The 25,123-nt window shown below is 71.4% G+C and carries 21 protein-coding genes; 11 read left to right on the plus strand and 10 right to left on the minus strand.

Annotated elements, in window-relative coordinates:
- Positions 1–20: 20 nt before the first annotated feature.
- The gene (locus tag ACFP2T_RS22035; RefSeq protein WP_377424621.1) at positions 21–494 is read right to left on the minus strand and encodes a hypothetical protein; all 474 of its coding nucleotides are present in this window, start codon (positions 492–494) and stop codon (positions 21–23) included.
- Positions 495–680: 186 nt separating this feature from the next.
- On the opposite strand from ACFP2T_RS22035, the gene ACFP2T_RS22040 reads away from it, so the two are divergent.
- Complete coding sequence (locus ACFP2T_RS22040) at positions 681–2,816, plus strand: MMPL family transporter (protein WP_377424622.1); 2,136 nt, start codon at positions 681–683, stop codon at positions 2,814–2,816.
- 79 nt (positions 2,817–2,895) lie between these two features.
- A complete protein-coding gene (locus tag ACFP2T_RS22045) occupies positions 2,896–3,417 on the plus strand; it encodes an SRPBCC family protein (protein ID WP_377424623.1) in 522 nt (173 codons plus the stop codon).
- 18 nt (positions 3,418–3,435) lie between these two features.
- On the opposite strand, the gene ACFP2T_RS22050 is transcribed toward ACFP2T_RS22045, so the two are convergent.
- The 4 genes from ACFP2T_RS22050 to ACFP2T_RS22065 form a co-directional block, all read right to left on the minus strand.
- The gene (locus ACFP2T_RS22050; protein ID WP_377424625.1) at positions 3,436–5,610 is read right to left on the minus strand and encodes an FUSC family protein; all 2,175 of its coding nucleotides are present in this window, start codon (positions 5,608–5,610) and stop codon (positions 3,436–3,438) included.
- A 97-nt stretch (positions 5,611–5,707) separates the two neighbouring features.
- Positions 5,708–6,571, minus strand: coding sequence for a transglutaminase domain-containing protein (locus ACFP2T_RS22055; RefSeq protein ID WP_377424627.1), 864 nt, complete (start codon positions 6,569–6,571; stop codon positions 5,708–5,710).
- 95 nt (positions 6,572–6,666) lie between these two features.
- Positions 6,667–7,383: a DUF2786 domain-containing protein gene (locus ACFP2T_RS22060; RefSeq protein WP_377424628.1), complete on the minus strand. Its 717-nt coding sequence runs from the start codon at positions 7,381–7,383 to the stop codon at positions 6,667–6,669.
- A 124-nt stretch (positions 7,384–7,507) separates the two neighbouring features.
- A complete protein-coding gene (locus ACFP2T_RS22065; protein ID WP_377424629.1) occupies positions 7,508–7,897 on the minus strand; it encodes a hypothetical protein in 390 nt (129 codons plus the stop codon).
- Positions 7,898–8,068: 171 nt separating this feature from the next.
- Between ACFP2T_RS22065 and ACFP2T_RS22070 the strand changes: the two genes are divergently transcribed.
- The 7 genes from ACFP2T_RS22070 to ACFP2T_RS22100 all read left to right on the plus strand — a co-directional run bounded on the left by ACFP2T_RS22070 (position 8,069) and on the right by ACFP2T_RS22100 (position 18,943).
- Positions 8,069–9,427: an ABC transporter substrate-binding protein gene (locus tag ACFP2T_RS22070; protein ID WP_377424630.1), complete on the plus strand. Its 1,359-nt coding sequence runs from the start codon at positions 8,069–8,071 to the stop codon at positions 9,425–9,427.
- A 123-nt stretch (positions 9,428–9,550) separates the two neighbouring features.
- Complete coding sequence (locus ACFP2T_RS22075) at positions 9,551–10,180, plus strand: hypothetical protein (protein WP_377424631.1); 630 nt, start codon at positions 9,551–9,553, stop codon at positions 10,178–10,180.
- 296 nt (positions 10,181–10,476) lie between these two features.
- Entirely contained in the window at positions 10,477–10,725 is a 249-nt protein-coding gene (locus ACFP2T_RS22080; protein WP_377424633.1) for a hypothetical protein, read from the plus strand.
- A 370-nt stretch (positions 10,726–11,095) separates the two neighbouring features.
- Positions 11,096–14,302 (plus strand): FtsX-like permease family protein, encoded by a 3,207-nt coding sequence (locus ACFP2T_RS22085; protein WP_377424635.1) that lies wholly within the window; start codon positions 11,096–11,098, stop codon positions 14,300–14,302.
- A 59-nt stretch (positions 14,303–14,361) separates the two neighbouring features.
- On the plus strand, positions 14,362–17,121 hold the full coding sequence (locus ACFP2T_RS22090; RefSeq protein WP_377424636.1) for an FtsX-like permease family protein: 2,760 nt from the start codon (positions 14,362–14,364) through the stop codon (positions 17,119–17,121).
- Positions 17,121–18,104: an ATP-binding cassette domain-containing protein gene (locus tag ACFP2T_RS22095; RefSeq protein WP_377424638.1), complete on the plus strand. Its 984-nt coding sequence runs from the start codon at positions 17,121–17,123 to the stop codon at positions 18,102–18,104. Before ACFP2T_RS22090 ends, ACFP2T_RS22095 begins: the two co-directional genes overlap by 1 nt.
- A 56-nt stretch (positions 18,105–18,160) precedes the next feature.
- A complete protein-coding gene (locus ACFP2T_RS22100) occupies positions 18,161–18,943 on the plus strand; it encodes an ABC transporter ATP-binding protein (RefSeq protein ID WP_377424639.1) in 783 nt (260 codons plus the stop codon).
- A gap of 122 nt (positions 18,944–19,065) precedes the next feature.
- Here ACFP2T_RS22100 and ACFP2T_RS22105 read toward each other — a convergent pair whose 3' ends face one another.
- Entirely contained in the window at positions 19,066–19,275 is a 210-nt protein-coding gene (locus ACFP2T_RS22105) for a BldC family transcriptional regulator (RefSeq protein WP_007073996.1), read from the minus strand.
- A gap of 265 nt (positions 19,276–19,540) precedes the next feature.
- Entirely contained in the window at positions 19,541–20,380 is an 840-nt protein-coding gene (locus tag ACFP2T_RS22110; RefSeq protein WP_377424640.1) for a DUF8083 family protein, read from the minus strand.
- 193 nt (positions 20,381–20,573) lie between these two features.
- Between ACFP2T_RS22110 and ACFP2T_RS22115 the strand changes: the two genes are divergently transcribed.
- Both ACFP2T_RS22115 and ACFP2T_RS22120 read left to right on the plus strand, forming a co-directional pair.
- Positions 20,574–21,656, plus strand: coding sequence for a Glu/Leu/Phe/Val family dehydrogenase (locus tag ACFP2T_RS22115; protein ID WP_377424641.1), 1,083 nt, complete (start codon positions 20,574–20,576; stop codon positions 21,654–21,656).
- Between the two features lie 277 nt (positions 21,657–21,933).
- Positions 21,934–22,149, plus strand: coding sequence for a DUF3073 domain-containing protein (locus ACFP2T_RS22120; RefSeq protein ID WP_377424643.1), 216 nt, complete (start codon positions 21,934–21,936; stop codon positions 22,147–22,149).
- A 202-nt stretch (positions 22,150–22,351) separates the two neighbouring features.
- Here ACFP2T_RS22120 and amcA read toward each other — a convergent pair whose 3' ends face one another.
- From amcA to purM, 3 genes are all read right to left on the minus strand, one after another.
- The gene (amcA, locus tag ACFP2T_RS22125) at positions 22,352–22,591 is read right to left on the minus strand and encodes a multiple cyclophane-containing RiPP AmcA (protein WP_377424645.1); all 240 of its coding nucleotides are present in this window, start codon (positions 22,589–22,591) and stop codon (positions 22,352–22,354) included.
- Positions 22,560–23,666 carry a cyclophane-forming radical SAM peptide maturase AmcB gene (gene amcB, locus ACFP2T_RS22130; protein ID WP_377425182.1) on the minus strand — a complete coding sequence of 369 codons (1,107 nt, stop codon included), beginning with the start codon at positions 23,664–23,666 and terminating at the stop codon, positions 22,560–22,562. Before amcB ends, amcA begins: the two co-directional genes overlap by 32 nt.
- Positions 23,667–23,872: 206 nt before the next feature.
- Entirely contained in the window at positions 23,873–25,018 is a 1,146-nt protein-coding gene (gene purM / locus ACFP2T_RS22135) for a phosphoribosylformylglycinamidine cyclo-ligase (RefSeq protein ID WP_377424646.1), read from the minus strand.
- Between the last annotated feature and the right edge of the window lie 105 nt (positions 25,019–25,123).

Genomic DNA, 25,123 nt, shown 5'->3' on the forward strand with positions numbered 1-25,123 from the left:
ATCACGTAACGTCCGGCCGCCTATGGCCGGCCGGACTTTACGTGCTGCCGGAGTCGGGTCAGGTCGTTGGCGAGCAGGGCGAATGCGGCGAGCAGGGCGGCCAGTCCGGTGCTCGTGGCGATGGCGAAGGTGCGCTCGTCGCCGGCGGGGGCCAGCAGCACGCCGAGGACCGCCGCGACGACCGCTGCCGCCAGCATCAGGAGCCGGCCGATCCGGGCCAGCATGACCGCCCGGGCCAGCGGAATCGGATCGGCCCGCCCCGCGTGAGACCGGCGACGGGCGTACAGGGCGGCTGCCGCGACGATGACACCGCCGAGCACCCCGCCCAGTCCGACGACCACCCAGGGCAGCCCGATCGGATGACCGCCGGTGCGTCCCGCCGAGATCCCGGCCCGGAGCACCAGGCCGGCCACCACCACCGCCGACAGGTACGACGCCGCGATCACGAGCAGCCGACGCCGGACGGCGCGACCGTCGGGCGGAAGACGCACCATGCCGAACCTCCTCCTCGACCGCTGTCGTCCCCGAGCCGGGCCGGCACGCGCGGATAGAGTCTCTGGTCGATGGTAGTCCCGAGGTAGTCCCGACCTTGCCGGTCTGACCGCCGTACGCGTGGGGTACTGGGCAGTTCCCGAGGATGCGGCGGTCGACGCGGTCGAGGCGGCCATGAAGGGATCGGCATGGGTACGTGGACGGAATGGGTGCTCCGGTACCGCAAGACGGTGGTGCTGTTCTGGCTCGTCCTGACCGCACTCGGCGGAGCTCTGGCCGGTCGTACCGTCGACGCGCTCGGCTTCGAGTTCGCGCTGCCGGGGCAGCCCGGCTACGAGGCCAACCGGGAGATCCTCCAGCGGTTCGGCACCGGCGGCCCGTACGACCCGCTGGTGCTCACCGTGACGGTGCCACCCGACCGGTCGTTGCGGGAACCGCAGACTCAGCAGGAGTTTTCGGCAGTGGTCGAGCGGGCCAGGGCGGCGCTGCCCGGTGCCCGGGTGCTGGCGTACCCCGGCACCGACGATCCGGCGCTGCTGGCCGACGGGGGGCGGACCACCTTCGCGCTGGTCTATCCGAGGCCGGTTCCGGGACCCGACCCGTACGCCCGGGCACTGTCCGTCCTGGAGTCGGTGACCGGTGGCGCCACCGTGGCGGGTGCGCCGGCCCAGGTGACCGGGATCGAGGCGCTCACGACCGCGACCGACGGGAGCGACCGGGGCGTACTCGTCGAGGTGCTGCTCGGGGCCGGCGGCGCGCTCGTCGTCCTGGCACTGGTCTTCGCGTCGCTGCTGGCCGGCGTACCGCTGCTGGTCGCGACGGTGTCGATCCTGACCTCCTTCCTCTGCCTGCTCGGCCTCACCACCGTCACCGAGGTGTCGTTCGTCGTGCAGTACCTGGTCGCCCTGATCGGGCTGGGCGTGGCGATCGACTACGCGTTGCTGATCGTGATGCGGTGGCGGGAGGAGCGCGTGCACGGGGCCGAGAACGTCGACGCGGTACGCGCCGCGATGCTCACGGCCGGCAGGTCGGTGGTGTTCAGCGGGGTCACCGTCGCGGTATCGCTGGCCGCGCTGATCGTGGTGCCGGTGCCGTTCATGCGGGGCATCGGCTACGGCGGCCTGCTCATTCCGTTGCTCAGCGTCGCCGTGGCCACCACCCTGCTGCCGGTGCTCCTGGCCCGGCTCGGTCCCCGGCTGGAATGGCCGCGACGCGCGCCACGTGACCCGCGCAGTGCTCGCTGGGCCCGGATCGCCACCGCCGTCACCCGTCGGCCGGTGCTGGCCGCCACCGCCGCCACGATCCTGTTGCTCGCGCTGGCGGCGCCGGTGCTGACGCTCCGGCTCGGCTCCCCCGCCGTCGGCTCGTACCCGACGGGTGACGCGGCCGGGCGGGCCAACGCGACCCTGGCCGACGCCGGGGTGCCGCCGGGCGCGCTGCGCCCCGTCGAGGTGCTGAGCACCGATCCCGACGCGGTGGTCCAGCGGCTGAGTGACCTGCCCGGCGTGGCGGCGGTGTTGGCACCGACCGGCGCCGACTGGCAGGTGGCGGACAGCACGCTCGTGCAGGCCTGGACGGCCGCGGACCCGGCGAGCAGCGCCGGCGTGGCCACCGTCGACCGGATCCGTTCGGCGGTGGCCGACATCCCGGGCACCCGGGTCGGCGGCAGCGCGGCCGAGGACATCGACCTCGTCTCCGCCCTGTACGACAGCGCCCCGATCGTGTTGTCGGTGATCGTCGTCCTGACCCTGCTCCTGCTGGCCCGGGCCCTGCGATCGGTGGTACTGCCGATCAAGGCGTTACTGCTCAACGTGGTGTCGATCGGCGCGGCCTACGGGGTCACCGTGCTGATCTGGCAGCACGGTTGGCTGACCCAGGTCCTGTTCGGTACCGAGCCCAGTGGCGCGATCACCGCCTGGGTGCCGATCGCGGTCTTCGCCTTCCTTTTTGGACTGTCGATGGACTACGAGCTGTTCATCCTGGCCCGGATGCGTGAGGAGTACGACCGGCACCGGTCCACGACCCGGGCCGTCGTCGACGGCATCTCGTACACGGGTCGGCTGGTCACCTCCGCGAGCCTGATCCTCTTCCTGGCGTTCGTCGCGCTCTCCACGGTGCCGACGGTCGAGGTCCGGATCCTCGCCACCGCGCTGGCGCTCGGGATCGCGATCGATGCGGTGGTGGTCCGGGGCGTGCTGGCTCCGGCCCTGGTGACGCTGCTCGACCGGGCGAACTGGTGGCTGCCGGCACCGCTGGCCAGGCTGCTGCGGACAGCACCGGAGCAGCGTACGGAGCCGGAGCCGGTGTCGACGATCCATCGATGATCTACCGCTCGGCGCAGGGATCGACCGCCCGTCGATGCAAAGATGCACAGCCCAGTAGCAGCCGGTATCGTCCGGGCCTATGGGACAGGAGACCACGAACGCCTCCGATGTCCGGCAGGACTCGACCAGGTACTCCGTGCGCAGCACCCTGCGCGTCCCGGGCCCGGTCGACCGGGCCTTCGCCGTGTTCACGGACCGCCTCGCGGACTGGTGGGTGAAGGAGTACACCTGGTCGGGCCCGCAGAAGCTGGCGAAGATCGGGTTCGAGCCCGGCGTCGGCGGCATGGCGTACGAGATCGGGCCGCACGGCTTCCGCGCCGACTGGGGACGGGTACTGGACTGGCAGCCGCCCCGACGGTTGGTCTTCAACTGGCAGATCGGCCCGGACCGCGCCCCGGTGCCGGACCCGGCGCAGAGCAGCGTCGTCGAGGCCCGATTCGCGCCGCAGGCCGACGGAACCACCCTGGTCGAGGTGGAACACCGCGACTTCGACCGGCACGGCGAGGCCGCCGAGGGCTACCGCGAGGCGCTCACCGCCGGCTGGCACGAACTGCTCTCCCGGTACGCGGCGGCGGTCGAGAGCGGCGACGACGAGGACTGACCGACCCCGCCGGTCAGGTCAGCCGGTCGGCCGGTTCGGCTGGATCAGGTCCAGGTTGTCCCCGGCACTGGTCAGCCACACCTCCACGTCGACCAGGTTCAGCGCCGCCTCGCGGGACTCGCCCGCCTCCAGGGCCGCCTTCAGCCGGTCGGGGAAGTCGTCCGGGGGCGGTGGTGGCGCCGCTCGTTTGTCGAGTCGGCCGACCTGCAACTGGCGGGCGAGTTCGCCGTACTGGCGCCGTAGTCGTCCGGCGAACTCCTCGAGCGGGCCGGCGGCGTCCGCGACCCGGGGCAGTCGGGCCCGCGCGCCACGGTGCAGCCGGGACTCGGCACCGAGGTACATCCGATTCCCGGCGGTCAGCGCGGCCTGCCAGTTCACCGGCGGCAGTTTCGGGTCGTGCCGCTCCATCTGATACTGGAAGAACGAGGCGTCCGCGAGCGCCGACGCCTGACGCGCCTCGGTCAGGGCGTCCTGGCGGGACTCGCGGCCGGTCAGCAGCCGGGTCGCCTCCTGCGCCGCGGCGGCGCTCACCTCCAGGTATCTGGCTATGGCCCGGCGCAGCTCGCCACTGCCGCCCTTGGGCCAGAGCAGCAGCCCGGCGAGCACCCCGACGACGGCCCCGATCGTGACGTCCAGCAGCCGGGCCCCGGCGATCTGCAGGTTGGCCGGGCCAGCCTGGGCGAACACCAGGATGAACAGCACGGTGAAGAGGAACTGCCCCCAGAGCGGCTTGAGGAGCGGACTGACCGCGAACGTCAGCACCATGAACACCGGCAGGGCCACCAGCAGGACCTGTGGGGTCCGGGCCGCCGCCAGCAGCAGGCTGCCGACGGCGGCGCCCAGCAACGTGCCCAGCAGTACGGGGCGCAGAGCGGTCCGGGTGTCGACTGCCGAGGTCCGCATCAGGGTGAGGATCGCGAGCAGTACCCAGAACCCGTGGTTGAGGTGCAGGAACCCGGCGATCACCCGGGCGGCGCCGAGGGCCAGGGCAACCCGTACCGCTCCCTGTAGGTAGACCGAGCGGGTCGTCAGGTGGTACCTGAACTGCCACCAGTAGAGCGACAACGGGGACCGCCGGGCGTACCAGAACTCGTCCCGGTCCGGCACCTTCGGCGACCGTCCCGGCGGTGGCAGTCCGACGGCGACCCGGGCGGCGATGCCGAACGCCACAGCGGTGTCGGCGACGTGCAGGATCACGGCGTCCAGCCGCAGCCGGGGAATCACCGTGCCGTCCTGCCCGGCCGGTGCCACCGTCGGTCGCTCGTAGATCTCCCTGATCCGGGTCTCCAGTCCCGCCAGCTGCTCCAGCCGGATCGGTGCCGCACCGCCGTGCAGCGTCCGGCCGGCGTCCCGGACGACGTCGGTCACCTGGCACAGCAGGCGGGCCAGCTCATCGTCCTGGAGATCTCCGGCGACGCCACCTACCCGGTTCGCCTGGTCCAGCACCTGCCGAAGCAGCATGTCAGCGTGCCGCAGCGCCCGGTCCCGCGCGGCGGCCGACGCCGGCCGCTGTTCCGGCGGCAGGTTCGGCAACCAGATCCCGTCCAATGCCCGGATCGCGTCCGTCCGCCGGCTGGCCAGCTCGGCCCGGTCCACCGGACCACCTCCCGGCAGTTTGGCCGCCAGGTCCAGGAACCGGGCCATGACGGCGGCCGCCCCGGCCAGCCGCTCCCGGTAGCTGGGCGGCGCCGGATCCGGCCACAGCACCAGTTCCGCCACGACGAGCAGGCCGACGCCCAGCGTCACACCGGCGAGTCGGGACGGCAGCGTCCCCGGCGCGTACGGCGGAAAGGAGGACGCGATGTAGAACAGTTGGAGCCCGGTGGCGAGGCCGAGCGCCCGTGGACCGGCGACTCCGGCGAACGGAACGACGAACCCGACGAGGAGCATCCCGGCCACCGCCGGCCAGGTGTCGATGGCCAGGAACGAACCGGCGGTGACCAGGACCCAGGCCACGGGTAGCACCATGAGCAGCGTTCGAGCCTTCTGGACCGGGCTGCCGGGTAGGTGCGAGATGAAGCCGGTGGCGATCGCGCCGAACAGCGTGTAGAGCCCCAGCAGGGGGTTGTCGAGGACGTACCTGCCGCCGAAGAGTCCGGCGGCGGCGACCAGCGACAGCCGGACGCCACTGCGGAGAACCCGATATCCCGGGTCCCGCCGACGCAGCCCGTTCACGAACCCAATCCTGGTCATGGGTGCCCTCCGCCGCTCCACACCGAGATTGGCCTCTGAACGAGCCAACGGAGATCAGTACGGCAGCGTTACGCGGCACGCCTGGGCCGGCTCAGTACTACGGCTCGCGGACGGAGTGCACCAGGCTGAGATCGGCGGGCAGCCACAGCTGCGGCAGCGCCGCCCAGGCCGCACGGACGGCCACCGGGTCGGCGTACGCGATCGAGGCCAGCCGGTCGACGAGGTCGAGGTCGACCGCCTCGTCCCTGAGGCGCCAGTCGCGCATCGCCGCCCAGAAGTCCCAGGGCAGCATCTCGACCTTGTTGAGTGCGGCGAGGTCCCGCACCACGCTGGCCGCGATGAACCAGACTCCGGAAGCCCCGTCGATACCGAACCGGGCCGGATCGACCCGGCCGGCGCGATACGCCCGCCAGGCCTGGGCAGCGGTCCAGAAGTCCGCCTCCGGTACGTCGTCCGGATCGATCGCCACCTGGCCGAGCTGCACCCGGTCGAGTTGGGCGTCGGTACGGACCCAGCGTCGACCGGACCGGTACTCGGTGATCCAGTGATCGTCCCAGAAGCCGTTGTCCGGGGTCGAGCCCCGGAAGTAGGCGGCGAATCCACACCGTACCCGGGCGGGAATGTGCCGCGCTCGGAGCAGGGCACAATAGAGCACGGCGAAATGTCGGCAGACCCCTGTCATCCGCTGCTCGGGCCGGCGTTCCCCGACGATATCCGCAGACCGGCTCAGGACGATGTCGAGGATTCCGTCGGCCGGCCGGGTGTTCAGTTCGGCCTCCCGTTCCACCCCGGCCGGAACGGGAGGTGTGGCGTCGTACGACCCGCTCCACCCGATGTGCATGATCAGCTCGGCGGTGATCGCCCGCAGGTCACGGGGGTCGGCGGGCAGCCCGGTCAGCAGTTTCGCGTGCCGCGCCACAGTGGTGAATCGGCTGGGGGAAGCATAGAAATCCAGATCCATGCGAGGCAGGCTAGGAAATTCATCCCCGAATTCGCAACATTTACCATGCCTGATGATTTCGCTGGCCGGGGCCGGGTAGAAATTCAATTAGGCCGTCAGCTCGGCGGAGCGAGCGGCGCGGACCGGGCCGAACGCAGGCCGGTGCCGCCGAGATCGGCCCGGCGGCCCGCCGCCGCCCCCTGGTCCAGGCCGCCACCGAGCAGCCGCCGCCGTGCCGCCGTACGCAGCCGGGGATAGGTCTCGGCGAGCCGCTGCTCGACCCGGGCCGAGCGATCGGCCAACACCAGGGCCAGGGAAGGCGCCGACCCGGAGGGCGGGGTCGAGGTGGCCGCCTCCTCCGCCTGGCGCAGCCGGCCGGCGACCGCTCCGGAGAAGCCCGCCAGCCAGGAGCGACGGAACGCCGCCGGATGCTCGCCGAGCGGCACGCGCGCGGCCGACAGCCCGTACGCGGCCTGGACCAGCAGGGAGGTGAACAACACGTCCACCCGCTCCAGGTCACTGCTGAAACCGAACAGGTGCATGACGAACCCGTCGTCCCCGCGTCGGCGCACCGACCGGCAGCGCAGCGCGTCCGCGACCCCGGCCAGCAGACCCGCCTTGTCCAGGGCGTACGGCGAGGGCACGTCGACGATCCGGTCGCCCACCGGATCGGTGCCCGGATCGCGGGCGGCCAACAGCGCACGGTCCACGCCGTACCGGGCGATCAGCTCGGTCGCCTTGGCGGTGAACGCCTCGGCCTCGGCCGCCGTGCAGGCATGATCCTCCGCCTTGGCCAGCAGCTTTCGGATCTTGCTGAGCATCGCGTCGGACATGCACCACAGCTACCACAAGGAAGTGACGGATGCCCCCTGGACAAACCGGATGAGGGACATGCAAAGATGGTCATCGATGAGCAAGGAGACCGGAGCCGCCCTGCCGCCGCGCCGCGGCCGTGAGTTATCCGGCGCGGTGCCGGAGGGTGGCGACGGCGGAGCCGGCGAGGGTCAGCAGGCAGTCCGGCAGTTGCCCGTCGGCGATCGCGGCACCGAACAGCGCGGCGCCGGTGTCGCCGTCGGAGTTCGCGTACGCGCTGACGAACCGGGCCACCCAGCGGGCGTCGTAGCCGGCCTCCTCGATACCCGGGAAGTCGAGCGTCCACGCCCCCTGCGGTACGCCGTCACCGACCATCGTCGCGGCCAGGCACCAGGCGACCTCGTACGCCCCGGCGACGCCGGACCGGTCGACCACCGCATCGAACGTGCCGACCACGGCGTCGCTGTCGCCGGCCAACGCGGAAGTCAGCACCGCGGTGGCGTCATCGAGCGTCTCCTGCGGAACGTCCGTCACGTGCGGAAGGGTATGCCGCCAGGTCAAGCCGTGTCCGACAAACCGCCCGACCAGTACCTATCTCGGATGATAATGACCTCCCTCGACAGGTTGGCATTCGCCCGCAGGCACGGTTCCGGAGCCAGGCACGCTAATGTGCGCAGCGGATCTCCGGGGAGGAAGGACGACCCAATGCTCGTATCACGCGGCCCACGCCGCGCCGCTCTGACCGCCGCCGCCTGTGCCGCGCTGCTGCTTGCCGGCTGCGGTTCGGATGGCGAGGGCGAGGCCGCGCAGCCTCCGCCGACCCAGGTACGCCTCTACGGCACAGACGGCAACATGCAGAACTCCTTCGCCGCAGAGTTCGACCAGAAGACCGGGCTGCTCAAGGGGATGAAGGGCACGACGCCGCTCACCCCGCTGTCCGAGGACTTCAAGGACCGGCTACGGAGGCTGAACCCGAAGCTCTCCGACTTCCTCTACTCCGCCGAGTCGTACGACGCGGTCGCGATCAGCGCGCTCGCCGCCCAGCTCGCCGGCTCGACCGAACCCGCCGAGATCGCGAAGCAGATCATCGGGGTCACCACGGGCGGGGAGCGGTGCGACTCGATCGCGGCCTGCCTGGAACTGGCCCGCGATGGCACGGACATCGCCTACCGGGGGGTCTCGCTCAGCCGGGGCGGGTTCACCGACATCGGCGAGCCGTCGACCGCGAGCTACGCGACCCTGCACTTCGGTAGCGACGAGCAGCTCGACGACGGCAAGACCGAGTTCCTCGGTGCCGGCGACGAGTCGTCCGCCAGCGTGAAGCGGCCGCCCGCCGGCAAGAAGCAGACCAGGGCCGTCGAGGAGAGCAGCGGTGCGCCGCTGAAGCTCGGCGGCCTGCTGCCCCGTACCGGTGACCTGGCGCTGGCCTATCCGCCGATGGCCGCGGGCGTCGCACTGGCGATCGGCGAGCTCAACAGTGCCGGTGGCGTACTCGGCGAGGACGTGGTCTGGGTCGACGGTGACGACGGGACGAACCCGAACACCGCGAAGGCGACCGTGGCGGCGCACGTCGACGCGGGTGTGCACGTCATCATCGGCGCGGGGGCGTCCGGCGTCTCCCGGGCGGTGCTCCCCGACGTGGTGGCCGCCGGTCTGGTGCTCTTCTCCCCGAGCAACACCGACGCCGGGCTCAGCACCGTCGACGACAAGGGGTTGTACTTCCGTACCGCCCCGTCGGACATCCTCCAGGGCCGGGCACTCGCCGACATGATCCTCCGGGACGGGCCGCGCCGGATCGCGCTGGTCGCCCGGAAGGACTCCTACGGCGAGGGCCTGCAGGGCAACGTCCGGGCCGAGTTGGAACGCGCCGGACACGGCTCGGAACAGGTCCGCCTGTTCAGCTACGACCCGCCGCCCGACCCCGACTCGCCGCCGGTCAACTTCACCTCCGGCGCCCAGGAGATCAAGCAGTTCGGCGCGGATGCGGTCCTGATCATCGGTTTCGGCGAGTCGGCGAAGGTCATCGAGGCGCTCGCCGCCGCCGGGGTCAGCCTGCAGGAGTGACACCCGGCCCCGGCCCGGGGCGAAGTGGCACACTTCCGGGAGTCGCCGACGGTGCCGTACCCCTAGCGTTGCTGTCATGCCGGCGGGTTCGCCGGACCACAGCGACACCCGGGGAGGTACGACATGAGTTACGACGGTGATCCCAGTCTGCTGGGTGACGATCTTCCGGAGCAGGAGCTACCCGGGGTCGACGAGCAGCAGGACTTCGGGCCGGCGTTGGACATCGGTACGGATCCACTCTCGCCCGAGCAGCTCGAGCTGTACGAGCCGCCTCCGGTCACGTCCGTCGTCACGACCTACGCCGACGGCACGACCGAGGTGGCCAGCGACATCGACGGCGACGGCTACGCCGACATGTTGCAGTTCGACGTGAACGGCGACCGGGTGGCCGACGTCACCTACCAGGACACCGACTGGGACGGCCGGCTGGACACCGTCGAGCGGGACTCCAACCTGGACGGTCGGGTCGACCAGGTGATGGAGGACGCGAACTCGGACGGCCGGATCGACTCGATCGTCACCGACACGAACCGCGACGGCACCGTGGACCAGGTGGTCGCCGACGCCGACTTCGACGGCCGGACGGACACCTGGCTGACCGACGACGACCACGACGGGCACCCGGACCAGATCAGGACGGACCTCGACGAGGACGGCAAGGCGGACCAGCTTCTGGTGGACACCGACCACGACGGAACGGTGGACCAGGCCAACTACCACGACCGGGACACCAACCCGTACGTCACGAACTGATTGCCGGTCCGCACGCCACGAACTGATTGCCGGTCCGCACGCCACGAACTGATTGCCGGGCCTCCGGGCCCGGCTTTGCCCGTCCGCCGAATACGCCACTGATCCGACATTCCTCCCCATCGACGGCGTGGTTCGATCCGTCCGACCCCGGCCCCGGCATGTTCGGGGCCGCGCCGGGGTAGTGGGGGATGGCACAGTCAGGTATTCGTGTCCGGGAAGCTCCCGTGGGCGTCGGGGCGGCACGGAGATCGAGTGTTCCGGCGTGGCCAGTACTTCAGCTGACGGAAGGGCAACAGATGAGCGAGTCGCAGGAGACCGTCGACACGCGCGGTGACGAACGGATCGAACTGCTCCGGGCGGATACCAACCAGGACGGCAAGACCGATGTCTGGGTGGTGGACACCGACGGTGACGGCAAGGCCGACCTCTTCCAGTTCGACACCGACGGTGACGGCAAGGTGGACATCACGATGGTCGACTCCAACGAGGATGGCACGCCGGACGAGGTCGTGGACGGCGACGGCGGGCACCCGCCCCTCACCTGACCCGCGCCGCCGAGTCGACCCTGAGGTGCTCGGCGGTCATCCTGGCGGACCGGTCGAACGACGTGACGGCGGCTTTTCGGGTGCGACCCCGGAGAGCCGCCGCCGTCGTGGTGGCCCGGTCGGAAGAGCGTTGTCGCTGGTCCGGGCGGGTGCGCCCCGCCCTGCGGAGGCGGAATGGGCCCAGTTTCCCGACCCGCAATGCCATCCCATAACAAATTGATCTCGATTGCGTCTGCAACGGATCACGAAGTCGCCTGTCCGACGAATCACAGCCCGGCACGCCAACCTTTCGCTCACCCTCGGGCGCTTCGCCAGCCAGAAGGGGCGACGACCGACGCCGCCCTCATCGCCATGGGGGAGACACAGAACGATGAGGCTGGTGTTGCGGCGCGCCCGAGGGGCGAAGAGCCTGCTCCTCGCGGCAACCGGGGCGACCCTGATCGCCACCGCCCTGCTCACCGGGCTCGCGGGCTACAGCCGAGAGGTGGTCGACTCCGGCGCGCAGAGCGCGGTCGCCTCCGCCTCCCAGGAGGAGCGGTCGATCCTGGTACGCGGCACCGCCGGCGGATCACGGGACGAGCTGACGAAGCGGGACGAGGCGGTACGGACCCGGTTCGCCGACGGCTTCGACGGAGTTCCCGCCACCGTCGTCGGAGCCGGGTACGCCGCCGGCCGGCAGCTCTCCGGCCGGACCGGCGACGCTGTTCCGGACGCCCAGGGCGTGGTCTTCGCCTCGGTCGTGTTCCTCGACGAACTCGACGAACACGCCCAGCTCACCTCCGGCGAATGGCCGCGTCCGGGTGGCCGGCCGATGCAGACCGCACTCGCCGAGCCGGTCGCGAAGATCCTCGGCGTACGGGTCGGCGACCGGATCCCGATCACCGACCGGGTCACCGACCGGGTCGCCGAGGTGACGGTGGCGGGCGTCTGGAAGCCCCGCGACGTGCGGGACGCGTACTGGCGGCTCGTTCCCGACGTGCTGACGGGGGTCGGGGCGGGGTCCGCTACCTACGGTCCGCTGGTCCTCGACCGGGCCGACTTCCTGAGCGGTTTCGTCGCCAACTCGTCCGCCGCCTGGCTGGTGGAGCCCGACCTGACCGGGGCGTCCATGACCGCGCTGACCCGGTTGGGCGAGGCGGCCAGCGAGGCCAGCGCCACCCTGCCGGCGGAGACCGGCCTCGGCAGATCCGGCCTGGTCACCACCCAGCTCGACGAGTTGGTGCAGCGGCTCGAACGCGCCGATCTGGTCGGCCGGTCGGCCCTGGTCACCCCGATGCTGCTCGTCGTGGTGCTCGGCGGGTACGCGCTGCTGCTGGTGGCACTGCTGCTCACCGAGCAGCGCCGTGGGGAGACGGCACTGCTCCGGGCCCGGGGCGCCGGGCGTGGACAGGTCGCCGGGCTGGCCGCCCGGGAGGCACTGCTCGTCGTCCTGCCGGCCGCGGTGATCTCGCCGGTGCTCGCCACCGAGGTGGTCCGGCTCGCCGACCGTACGCCGATGCTGGCCGCTGCCGCGCTGCACCTCCGCCCCCAGGTCGACACGCTGAGCTGGCTGGTCGCCGCGGTGGCGGCGGTGGGCTGCGCGCTGGCGATGCTCGGCCCGGCGCTACGGCAGGGTGACAGCTACGTCAGCGAGATGGCCAGCCGGTCCCGCCCGAGCCGTCGGACGGTCGCCCAGCGGGCCGGTGTCGACCTGGCGCTGATCGTCCTGGCGGTTCTGGGCTGGCTGCAACTGCGGCAGTACTCCTCACCACTCGCCGGTGCCGGCACCAACACCCTCGGCATCGACCCGCTGCTGGCGGCGACCCCGACGGTCGGCGTACTCGCCGGCGCGGTCCTCGCGCTGCGCGGGCTGCCGCCGATGGCCCGGCTGGCCGAGCGGTACGTCGACCGCAGGTCCTGGACCGGCACCATGCTCGGCATGTGGCAGGCCGGTCGCCGGCCGCACGCCGGCCCGGTACTCCTGCTCGCCCTGGCGGTGGCGGTGAGCACCCTCGCCTGGTGCCTGGCCGCCACCTCGGAACGGTCCCTGACCGACCAGGCCAACCACCAGGTCGGCGCCGACCTGCGGCTGGTCGAGGCGAGTCGCGAGGCACCACCGGCCCGGGCGGGGCAGCTCGCCGGGCTGCCGGGGACGCCTCAGGTGCTGCCGGCCTGGCGGGACAGCCCTCGGCTCGGCGTGGAGGGGGTTCCGGGCTCGATGATCGCCCTCGACGCCGCCCAGGCCAGCCAGGTCGTCCAGCTCCGCGACGATCTGGTCGACGGCAACCCGACCGCGCTCTTCGACGACATGACGGCGGACCGGATCACCGCGCCGTTGACCGAACTGCCGGCCGGGACCCGGCGGCTGACCGGTCGGATCACCACCACCAACTTCGGGGAGTACGCACCATCCGCGGTACGCACCAGCGCGGTCTTCGTCGAACCGGGCGGCGGCCACCGCCGGGTCGCCCTCGGCGCCACCAGCGACGGTAAGGCGCTGCGGTTCGACGTGGAGCTGACCGGAGTAACCGCCCCGGCCCGGCTGTCCGGCTTCCTGGTGGACACCCTCGGACCACCCGGACACGGCGTCGACTGGCGCCTGGCCGACCTGCGTGCCGCGCCCGCCCAGGGCGCCGGTACGGCCGTATCCCTCGGCGACGGCGGACAGTGGCGGGCGGTCGACCGGGCCCGAACCGGCCCGCCGATACCGCTGCGCGACGATGCCCTGGCGGTCCGCTACGAGTTCCCCTTGGGGAACGGCCGGTTCTTCGCGAGCAACTCCCCGATCCAGTTCGCCGTCGCCCGGGTGCCGGCGAACGGCAAGGTGCCGATCGTGGCCACCCCCGAGGCGTTGTCGGCGCTCCGCCTGGAGGTCGGCCAGGGCACCCGGCTGGTGCTCGCCGGTGCCAGCGTGGACGTCACCGTCACCGGCACCGTCGGCGCCGTTCCCGGCGTTCCGGAGGCGGCGGCGCTGCTGGTCGACCTTCCCTCGCTCAGCACCCAACTGTTCCACCAGTACGGCATCGTCCCGGCCACGCAGGAATGGTGGCTGAACACCAGCCCCGGCGGGCACGAGGCGACGGCCGAGGCTGCGGCGGCACTCGGTGGTCTACAGGTCGCCGACCGGGAGGCGATCGCCGGCCGATCCGGCAGCGACCCGTACGGGGTCGGTGCCCGGGCCGCCCTGTTCGCGGCGGCACTCGGCGCGCTCCTGCTCGCCGCGGTCGGCATCACGGTGGATGTCCGGGCCACCGCCCGGCGTCGGGTCAACGAACTGGCCGTGCTGCACACTCTCGGCGCCGGCCCCCGGCTGCTGGCCCGGTCCCTGATCGTCGAGCAGGGATTCCTCGCCAGCATCGGTGTGCTCGTAGGCCTGGGCGTGGGCATCGCCGTCGCGGCCACCATGGCACCGCTGGTCATCCTCACCCCGTCGGCGGAGCGGCCGGTTCCGGTACCGCTGCTGGACATCACCTGGCTGCCGATCGGCGGGACCGCCGTACTGCTGCTCCTGGTCGCCCTCGGGCTGAGCGGCCTGACCGCCGCCACCATGCGGCACCGGCTGACGGCGGCCCAACTCCGAATCGGGGAGGACCGGTGAGCCCAGTCGCGAACGAAAGGCCAGACCAGATGAGCCCGGGGAACGGGAAGGGTGGACCGGTGACGGAACGGGGCGGCGGGTTCTCGGCACGGCTGCCCGGGCCACTGCGCCGGGCCCGCATATTCGCCGGGTACCTCGGCCTGCTGGGCCTGCTCGGTCTGGTCGCGGCGCTGCTGGTCACCGGCGCACCACGGTTGGCCAACGAGTTCGCCGACGAGGGGCTGCGGAACGACGTCGCCGCGCTGCCGTACCAGGTGCGCGACCTCACCTACGTGATACGTCCGCGCATGATGCAGGCGCCCGACGCCGGTAACGGGGCGGCAGCGCTCGACCGGTACCGGGAACGGTTGCCCGCGCCGCTACCGACGCTGATCGACCAGCAGTGGTTCGCCGCCCAGGTCGGCCCGGAGGGGGTGAGCCTCTCGGGCGACAAGCCGCCGTTCAACGGCAGCTGCCGTCCGGTCCTGTCGCTGCGGACGCAGCCCGGCGCCGAGCGCGAGGTCAGAATGGTGCAGGGGCGGTGGCCCGCCTCCAAGGGCAGCGACACGGTCGAGGCGGTGGTCTCCTCGGAGGCGTCTTCCGTGATCGGACTGCCGGTCGGCACCGTCTTCAGGATGGCCGGCAGCACCGGCGTCGCCACCGGCAGAGGATGGATCACGGTCAAGATCGTCGGGGTGTACGAGCCGCTCGACCCGACCGCGCCGACCTGGGACGCGATCCGGCTCGCGGAGACGGTGTGCCAGAACCCCATGGACGGCAACACCGACAAGATCCCGCTGCTGACCGACGTCGCCGGGCTGAACGCCGCCGGTGCGCAGGTAGGGGCGTTGACCTTCGAGTGGCGCTACCGGGTCGCCACCGAGCAGTTGACGACGTCGACCATCCCTCCGTTGATGACCGCGATCGCGTCCACCCGCCGTACGCCTCCGGAGACCGGGCTGGTCCTGACCACCGGGTTGGACAGCTCGCTGGCCCGGTTCGACACGCAGCTCCGCGCGGTCCGGGCGCTGCTGGCCGTGGTGCAGGCCGGCATCCTGGCCACCCTGCTCGGGTTGGTGACGCTCGCCGCCGGGCTCGCCGTCGAGCGCCGCCGGGAGGAGTTCACCCTGCTCCGGGCGCGCGGCGCCACCATCTCGGAGATCGGCGCCCGGACCCTGCGCGAGACGGTCGTCGTCCTGCCGGCCGCCGTCCTGGGCGGTTGGCTGCTCGGCATGCTGGTACCCGGCCGCCCGGCCGGGGCCGAGCCGCTGGGCGTGGCGCTGGTGGTCGCCGGCACCACGCTGGCGATCCCCCTGCTGGCGATGGCCCGACAGCGCCGGACGACCTTCATCAGCCGACGTCGGGACCTGGTGCGGCATCGTTCGTCGATCCGGCGGCTCACCGCAGAGCTGCTGCTCCTGCTCCTCGCGGTGCTCGGCGTCGTACTGCTGCAACGGCGTGGGCTGAGTCAGGCCAGTGGGGTCGACCCGTACCTGGTCTCCGTGCCGGTGCTGCTGGCCGTCACCGCCGCGCTGATCGCCCTGCGGCTCGTTCCCTGGCCACTGCGTCAGGTCGGGCGTCTCGCCGCCCGGGCCCGGGCCGCCGTGCCGTTCATCGGCCTGGCCCGCGCCGGGCGCGGTGCACCGGTCTCCGTCGGTCCGCTCGCCGTACTCGTCATCGCGATCGCGACCGGTGTCTTCACCAGCGTCGTGACCAGCACCATCAGCGAGACCCGGGACCTGGTCAGCGACCAGGAGGTCGCCGCCGACGCCCGGGTGACCGCGTCGTACACCACGGCGGCGACCGCGCAACGGTTGGCCGGGCTCCCCGGGGTCACCGCGGTCAGCCCGCTCGCGGTCGGCGTCGGTCAACCGCTGCTCTCCCGTACCCCGACCGGTATCGGGGGCCGGGATCTCGGCCAGGCCCAGATCATCGTCGTCGACGGTCCGACGTTCGCCCGGGTGCTCGCCCAGAGCGGTGTCGAGTACACCCTTCCGCCCGAGCTGACCCGGTCGGGCCGGATCGACGGCCCGGTCCCGGCGATCGTGTCGCCGGACGTCGCCGCCGCCGTCGGTACCGACGCCGTGACCGAGGTACAGGGTCGCCGGTACCAGTTCACCGTGGGCACGGTCGCGTCCCGCTTCCCGGGGCTGGACGTCGACGCCCGCCGGTTCGTGGTACTGCCCTGGCAGTCGCTGCCGATCCCGGACTTCCAGCCGATCGCCCCCAACCAGTTCCTCGTCGCCGGGAAGGACCTGCCCACCGACGCGCTGCGGGACACCGCCGCCGCCGGTGCCAAGGACTACCTGGCGAAGATCCTGGGGACACCGGCCGATTCGGTACGGCCGGTGTCGCCGGCCGTGGTGACCACCTGGCAGGCACATCGGCAGACCCTCGAACAGAGCGGGGTCAACCGGCTGCTCAGCTTCACCTTCTCCGCCGGAGTCGCCGGGGCGACCATCCTGGCGCTGCTCGCGGTCGGGTTCGCCGTACTCGCCGAGGCGCCGGGGCGGGGCCGGATGCTCTCCCGGCTGCGCACCATGGGCCTGTCCGGACGACAGGGTCGTGGGCTGCTGGTCTACGAGCTGGTGCCACTGCTCGGGGTCGCCGTGATCGCCGGTGGACTCGTCGGGGTCGCGCTGCCGCGACTGCTCGGGCCCGCCCTCGGGCTGTCCGGCTTCACCGGCGGGATTCCCGCGCAGACCCATCTCGATCCGTACCTGATCCTCGGCGTACCACTGCTCGTACTAGCCGCCCTGGCCGCCGCCCTGGGCATCGAAAACGTGATCAACCGTCGGATGCGCCTCGGCGAGGTACTCCGACTCGGAGAGGAGAGCTGATGGCCAGCCCGACAACCAGCGCCGGCGTACCGGACCTCGCCGTACTCCAGCGGCGGGCCGCGGAGCGCGCGGCGGCCCGGGCCGGCGGCGAGGACCGGCTCCGTGGACACATCGTCTGCGACGGCCTGGTCCGGATCTTCAAGACCGAGGGCGTCGAGGTGGTCGCCCTACAGGGACTCGACCTGGTGGTCGACCGGGGTGAGTTGCTCGCCATCGTCGGCGCCTCCGGATCCGGCAAGTCCACCGTGCTCAACATCCTCTCCGGGCTGGACGTGCCGACCGCCGGCATCGCCCGGGTCGCCGACTTCGACCTGCTCACGATGTCCCCGAAGCGCCGGCTCCAGTACCGCCGGCGCACCGTCGGCTTCGTCTGGCAGCAGACCGCCCGCAACCTGCTGCCGTACCTGACCGCCCGGGAGAACGTGGAGCTGCCGATGCGGCTGGCGCGCGGCCCGCGCGGCCGGGCGGCCGCGCGCCGAGCCACGGAACTGCTGGAGATGGTGGGCGTCGGCTACTGCGCCGACCGTCGCCCGGACCAGATGAGCGGCGGCGAGCAGCAGCGCTGCGCGGTGGCGGTCGCGGTGGCCAACGACCCCGAGGTGCTCTTCGCCGACGAGCCGACCGGTGAGCTGGACGAGGCGACCGCCGCCGACGTCTTCGGTGCGTTGCGCACCATCAACGCCGAACTGGGCGTCACCATCGTGGTGGTGACCCACGACCACGCCGTGGCATCACAGGTCCGCCGGACGGTCGCGATCCGCGACGGCCGGACCTCCTCGGAGGTACGCCGCTCCACCCGGCTCGGCGCGGACGGGGTCGAGGAACTGGTCACCGAGGAGTACGCCCTGCTCGACCGGTCGGGCCGGATGCAGCTCCCGGCCGCCTTCGTGGACGCGCTGAGCCTGCGCGACCGGGTGAAGCTCAACCTGGAACCCGATCACGTCGAGGTCCGCCCCGGCGCCGGTACGGAGCCGGGCAAGTGACCGGCGAACGGGGACGACGCCGGCAGGGCTCCCTGCCGAACGGGGAAGGACGGAACATGGCCGAGGAGGAACGTCCGGTGGGCGCGCAGGGGTGGTCGTCGACCAACGGGGGGCGACCGGTCGGCGAGGAGCTGCTCCGGGTCGAGGGGGTCGGCCGGGACTACCGCGCCGGGGACCGGGTGGTGCACGCGGTCCGGGATGTCTCCTTCACCGCCCGCCGGGGCGAACTGGTCGCGGTCCGGGGCCGGTCCGGGGCCGGCAAGACCACCCTGCTGAACCTGATCGGCGGGCTGGACCGGCCCACCAGCGGACGGATCCACGTGGCGGGTCACGAGGTCACCGCCGCCGGTGCCCGGGAGCTGCTGGAGCTTCGCCGGTCCACCATCGGGTTCGTCTTCCAGTCCTTTGGACTGATCCCGATCCTCTCGGCGGCCGAGAACGTGGGCGTGCCGCTGCGGCTCGCCAAGCGGCCCCGGGCCGAGCGGGAGGAGCGGGTGACCATGCTGCTGGAACTTGTCGGTCTGGGCGCCCAGACGGCTCAGCGGCCGTACGAGTTGTCCGGTGGCCAGCAGCAGCGGGTCGCGGTGGCCCGAGCCCTGGCCAACGATCCGGCGCTGCTCATCGCCGACGAGCCGACGGGGCAGCTGGACTCGGAGACCGGGCGTTCGATCATGGACCTGCTCCGTGCCCTGGTGCACGCCCGGGGCATGACGGCGCTGGTCGCCACCCATGACCCGACCCTGATCGACCTGGCCGACCGGGTACTGACCCTGCGGGACGGCCGGTTGGTGGACGGGGCGGGACAGGACGGGACGGCGTTGACGGCCGCGCTGGGCTGACCGGCCGGCCGGCCGGCACCCATTCCGGACGGGGCCGTTAGTCGTTACATGACTCAGGGGTGGGTTTCGTACGATCGTACGAAACCCACCCCTGGGTCGACGTTCGAGTTGCGAGTCGCGTCTCAGTCGCCCTGGCGCTGCTGGGGTATCTGCCCCTGCAGCAGGGCGCGAACCTCCGACTCGCGGTAACGGCGGTGCCCGCCCAACGTCCGAATAGCGCTGAGCTTCCCCGCCTTCGCCCACCGGGTCACGGTCTTCGGGTCGACACGGAACATCGACGCGACCTCTGCCGGCGTGAGTAGCGGCTCAGGTTCATGCGTACGCGATGCCATCGGTCACTCCTCCACAGGTGCCTATAGACATCGGCCGGGGTCCCGCCGGCCGACGCGTCTCCCATGGTCCGGCTAGTCCCCGATGTCCGACATGGGCCGAACGGCCGAAGGTCCTTGGATGGACGGATGAACAATGACCGATATATGGCCCTTTTTTATGCCAGAAAAAGACTTAACCGGACGGCCGATTGCCCCTCGTGACGCTGATATTACGAGCGGCACTCACCTGTTCGCGCTCCCAATGGGCTTTGAGCCGCATTGTTCGCTAATTGCAACGCTCCAGTAACTGAACCGCACGCCAGCGCGCAACGAGCTTCTCGTAGGCCTCGGTCGCGGCCTCCGTGTCGCCCCGGGACAACCCGGCGAGCCCCGCGGCGACCAGTTCCGGCGAGTCGTCCGCGGTCAGCGCGTCGTCCGAGAGCAGGTGGACCAGCCCGCCGTAGTCGAGTTCCACCACCGAGCGCGGATGGAACTCCTCCAACCACCGGGCCCCCTCCTCGACGGCCTCGGTGATCGGCGCGTCCCCCACCGACTTGCGCAACACCGACAGGCCCCGGGACGCTCGCCGCCGGGCCTTGGAGATCTCGGTGCGGTAGCGGAGCACCCGCCGGTCCGGCCGGGTGGTCAGGTCGCGCTCCTCCGGGTCGACGAAGACGAACCAGCGCAGCGGCACACCCCAGGTGGCGATCTGCTCGTGCAGCCGGGGCACGCCGTGCTCCAACACCCGGGCACCGCTGCGCCAGTCCTCCACCACGGCCTTCGCCTGTCCGGCGAGGACCGGCGGCACGAACGCGTCGGCCAGCACCGGAGGTACGCCGTCCCGGGCGCTCAGCGCCGCCTCCGCGACCCGGACCCGAAGGTTCCAGGGGCAGACCAACAACGTGTCGTCGGCCTCCAGGACGTACGCCTCCTCGGGCAGGTCCGGCAGCCTGGTCCAGCCCGCGCCCAGCGCCTCGATCACCGCCGTTCGCTGGCGTACCGGCCCCTCCAACGGGGCCACTGCCCGGCCTTCCTTGACGTACCGGCGCCAGAAGATCTGCCGATCACGGTCGAAGGCGGTCAACGGCTCGTACACGCGCAGGTAGGAAGCGAAGAGCGACGGCACGGCGCGATCCTCCCACGAAACGGAACTCCGTCGCCCCGCGCATCTGCAATCGGACTTCCGCGCGCCGGGCCCGATCCACTCCGGTTGCGATCACGATTAGGCTCGCAGCAGGCCGGCAACATCCCCCGCCGGCACCGGGAGGCCCCCCTCCCCACACATCCCACGAGGATGTCCACCTTCATCGGGAGCGACCATGGACGTATTCGCCAGCACCGAAGGCCCGGAATCCGACGGCCACGAGCAGGTCGTGTTCTGCCAGGACAAGCAGACCGGGCTCAAGGCGATCATCGCCATCTACTCGACCGCGCTCGGCCCCGGCCTCGGCGGCACCCGGTTCTACCCGTACGCCACCGAGGCGGAGGCGCTGCACGACGTGCTCGACCTGTCGCGCGGGATGGCGTACAAGAACGCGCTGGCCGGCCTCGACCTCGGCGGCGGCAAGGCTGTCATCTGGGGCGACCCGGAGCAGATCAAGACCGAGCCCCTGCTGCGGGCCTACGGCCGCTTCGTCGAGTCGCTGGGCGGCCGCTACTACACCGCCTGCGACGTCGGCACCTACGTCGCCGACATGGACGTCGTCGCCCGGGAGACCCGCTACGTGACCGGGCGCAGCGTCGAGCACGGCGGTGCCGGGGACTCGTCCGTGCTGACCGCCTGGGGCGTCTTCCAGGGCATGCGGGCCGCCGCCGAGCACGCCTGGGGCTCCCCGACGCTGGCCGGCCGGCGGGTCGGTGTCGCCGGGCTGGGCAAGGTCGGCAAGCACCTGATCGGCCACCTGGTCGACGACGGCGCCTCGGTGGTCGCGACCGACGTGAACGAGGCCGCCCTGGCCTGGGTCCGGCAGGCCTACCCGCAGGTCGACGTGGTCTCCGACACCACCGCCCTGATCAGCTCCGACATCGACGTGTACGCGCCCTGCGCCCTGGGCGGCGCCCTGGACGACACCACGGTGCCCGCGCTGCGCGCCTCGGTCGTCGTCGGCGCGGCGAACAACCAGCTCGCCCATCCCGGCATCGAGAAGGTGCTGGCCGACCGGGGCATCCTCTACGCACCCGACTACGTGGTGAACGCGGGCGGTGTGATCCAGGTCGCCGACGAGATCGAGGGCTTCAACTTCGAGCGGGCCAAGCTGCGGGCGACCCGGATCTACGACACCACGCGGCAGATCCTCCGGCTGGCCGACGCCGAGGGGGTCCCACCGGCCGTCGCCGCCGACCGCCTGGCCGAGCGCCGGATGGCCGAGGTCGGGCGCCTCCGCACCATCCACCTCCGCTGACGTGTAAGGAAGGGCCCCCTCTTATCGCTTTTTGTAGAGGAAGGGGCCCTTCTTAACCGCTCGTCCCAGTAGACGTCACGGCCAGGCTGGGTGAGCGCTCCTTACTGAGTAGTATGGGACCTCTGGCCGATGTCCGCGCGACGCGCGGGCACGGACGGTGGTAACCCGAGGTGCCGAACCTGGGCATCCCCATGTACCGTAAGAGCCACGAGAGATGCCTGACGTCATCGGGGCCCGCCTTCGGGCTGCCCCGAATTCTGTGCGAGGGGGTCGAGCCATGGGGCGCGGCCGTGCTAAGGCCAAGCAGACAAAGGTGGCCCGGGAGTTGAAGTACCACTCCCCGAACACCGACCTCGCCGCCTTGCAGCGAGAACTCGGCGGCGGCCGGAAGTCGGATCACGTCGTAGACGACGACTACAAAGAGTTTGTCGACGACGATGACGAGGATCACGACGCGGACGACGACCCGGGCAACTGGGCGCCGACCCGCTGACCTCTGGTCACATCTGAGCACGCGGTAACACCGCGTGCTCACGCGTGTCCGAGTGAGTGCGGAAGCCGTACCGCCGATCGAACGTACTGGTAAGGACCTGCCACGCCTCGGAGCTCGACTCCGGTGCCAGTGGCAGGTCCTTTACCGCCGACCGGTCGATCGGGACGCCGCGGGACGCCAGACCTGATCGGGGACGCCGACCTCAGCGAGGGCGGTTGTTCCAGTTGTAGAAGGTCGGGATGTTCTCGAAGTGGTTCCAGGCGCACACGGCGCTCGTGCCGTCCTCCGCGCCGGCCACCTCGGCCCGGAGGCGTCGGGCCTCCGCCGCCTCCTGGAGCAGCGTGGTGAGACCAGCCCGAGCACCCTGGACCCGTACGGCCACCAGGTCGTCCGGACCCGCCTCGACGTGCTCAGGCGGGCGTTGGCTCGTGATCTCGGGCATGGTCCAACACTCCCTCTAGTAGACGGATCTTGCTGTTGCGGCAGTGGTTGGTCTCCGTACCGTCGAACCGCCCGTGCTCGAAGTAGCGGTTGGCGGCGTGCCCACCCCCGCAGAACCCGAAGTACGGGCAACGGGACCGGCAGGCCTCCACCCCGGCCAGGAACTCGGCCACCCACGGCGTGTCCACGGCCGCGGTGGCGAGGATGTCCGCCAGCGGGGTCTGAAGGACGTTACCGCTGGTGAAGTCGCCGTATTCCGAATCGGAGAAGCCGGCCAGTTCCGGAGAGAGCAGGACCACCGAGCCGTCGTACCCGATGGTCGGGATGGGATCGAGGTGCCGGGGCAGTACGTCGTCCTCGGCACCGTCCAGCACGGCCGCGGCGTACCGCAGCGACCACTCGACCTCGCGCAGGTGGATCCGGGGGTCCCGACGCCAGGCGGCGACCAGCTCCGCCCAGAAGCCGCTCACCACCGCGGCGGGGTGGGCGTTGAGTCGGGTGTTGACCCCCTCCGTCTCCTCGATGTTGATGCCCAGCACGTCGCACCCGAGATCGAGAAAGTAGTCGTAGAGCTCGGTGGCGAGCCCCGGCTCCGGTCGGCTCACCACGCACAGCGCGGAGAAGGTGACGTCGTTGCGGCGAAGCGCCTCGACACCGGCCATGATCCGGTCGTACGACGGCCGACCGCCCCTGGTCACCCGCTCCCCGTTGCGTTCCCGGGGCCCGTCGACGCTGACGCTGACCCGGATCCGGTGCTCGGCGAAGAACTCGCACCAGGCGTCGTCGATCAAGGTCGCGTTGGTCTGCACGTGGTGCTCGACGCGGTCGTCGAACGGCGCCAGCAGGGCCGCCAGGTGCTCCCGTCCGGCCGCCAGCGGCTCACCGCCGTGCCAGACCACCGAGAACCGCCCGTGCCGGGCCCAGTCGTTCACCGGGTCGGCCACGGCGGCCGCCACCGGCACCGGCATCCGGCGGTCCGCCGACCGTAGCGGGAGATAGCAGTACGCGCAGTCGAGGTTGCACAGCGTCGTCGGCTGCATGACCACGTAGCTGGGGACCGAAGCGATCCCCCGCATTCCGGAGAACTCCTGTCGCCGGACAGCCATCGGCCCCTCCTCCCCGCGTCTGAGGTGCCCCTCAGGCTAGGTGGCGGTGGCCACTCTGGTGAAGTCCTGACCAGGTATGCCGTGAATCACGGGCATAGATCGCGGATGCGGGTTTTGGCATTCTTGTTGTGGTCGGCCCGAAATCGCTCCCCGGCCAACCTTGATCACTCGCCGGTTCAGCCCCGGGTGTGCTGCCCGATCATGTGCACCTCGCCGGTGCCCTCGATGATCTCGCCGGCCTGCCAGGCCTCGACACCGCGCCCGGTCAGGCAGGCCAGGGCCCGATCGGCGTCCTCGGCGGACACGATGGCGAACATCCCGACACCCATGTTGAAGGTGGACTCCATGTCCGGGTCCTCGATCCGGCCCTTCGACTGCACCAGATCGAAGATCGGCTGAGGCTTCCAGCTCGCCCGGTTGACCACCGCGTCGACGTTGTCGGGCAGCACCCGGACCAGGTTGCCGGGAATGCCGCCGCCGGTGATGTGCGCCAGGGCCCGCACGTCGGCCTCGGCGATCAGCTTGAGGCAGTCCTGCGCGTAGATCTTGGTCGGGGTGAGCAGCTCCTCGCCGAGGGTCCGCTGCCGGCCGAAGTCCTCGATCACGGTGTCCAGCCGCATCCGGCCCGCCCCGAGCAGCACGTGCCGGACCAGGGAGTAGCCGTTCGAGTGCAGACCGGACGAGCCCATGGCGATCACCACGTCGCCGATCTCGACCCGCTCCGGCCGGAGGATCTCGCTCTCCTCCACCACACCGACACCGGTCGCCGAGACGTCGTACTCGTCCGGACGCAGCACGCCCGGGTGCTCGGCCGTCTCGCCGCCGAGCAGCGCGCAGCCGGCGTACCGGCAGCCGTCGGCGATGCCGGCGCCGATCTCGGCCACCTTGTCCGGGACGACCTCGCCGCAGGCGATGTAGTCGAGCAGGAACAGCGGCTCCGCGCCACAGGCGACCAGGTCGTCGACGACCATCGCGACCAGGTCGATCCCGACCGTGTCGTGGATGTCCATCTGCTGCGCGATGACCAGCTTCGTACCCACCCCGTCGGTGGACGAGGCCAGGATCGGGTTCTTGTACTTCTGCACGTCGAGCCGGAACAGGCCGGCGAACCCGCCGATGTCGCCCATCACCTCGGGACGCCGGGTGCTCTTGACCTTGGGGCGGAGCAGTTCGACCGCGCGGTCACCGGCGTGGATCGAGACGCCGGCATCCGCGTACGACACGGTGCGTTTGCGGCCGGACCGGCCCATCCCCGCCGTCCAGGGCTGATGGGTCCCACCCGGGCCGCTTCCTGCACCACTGCGCTCGGTCACGTGCGTCACGGTTCTCCCCTTAGTGGTTCTCGCGGCTGGCCGCGTCGGTAGCGGTCGAGGATCACTCGACTGTCGTACTGCCTGGCCGGATTTTCCCAGCCAGGCCGGTCCTGG

It is taken from the genome of Plantactinospora solaniradicis (genome assembly GCF_042658085.1).
Taxonomy (GTDB): domain Bacteria; phylum Actinomycetota; class Actinomycetes; order Mycobacteriales; family Micromonosporaceae; genus Plantactinospora; species Plantactinospora solaniradicis.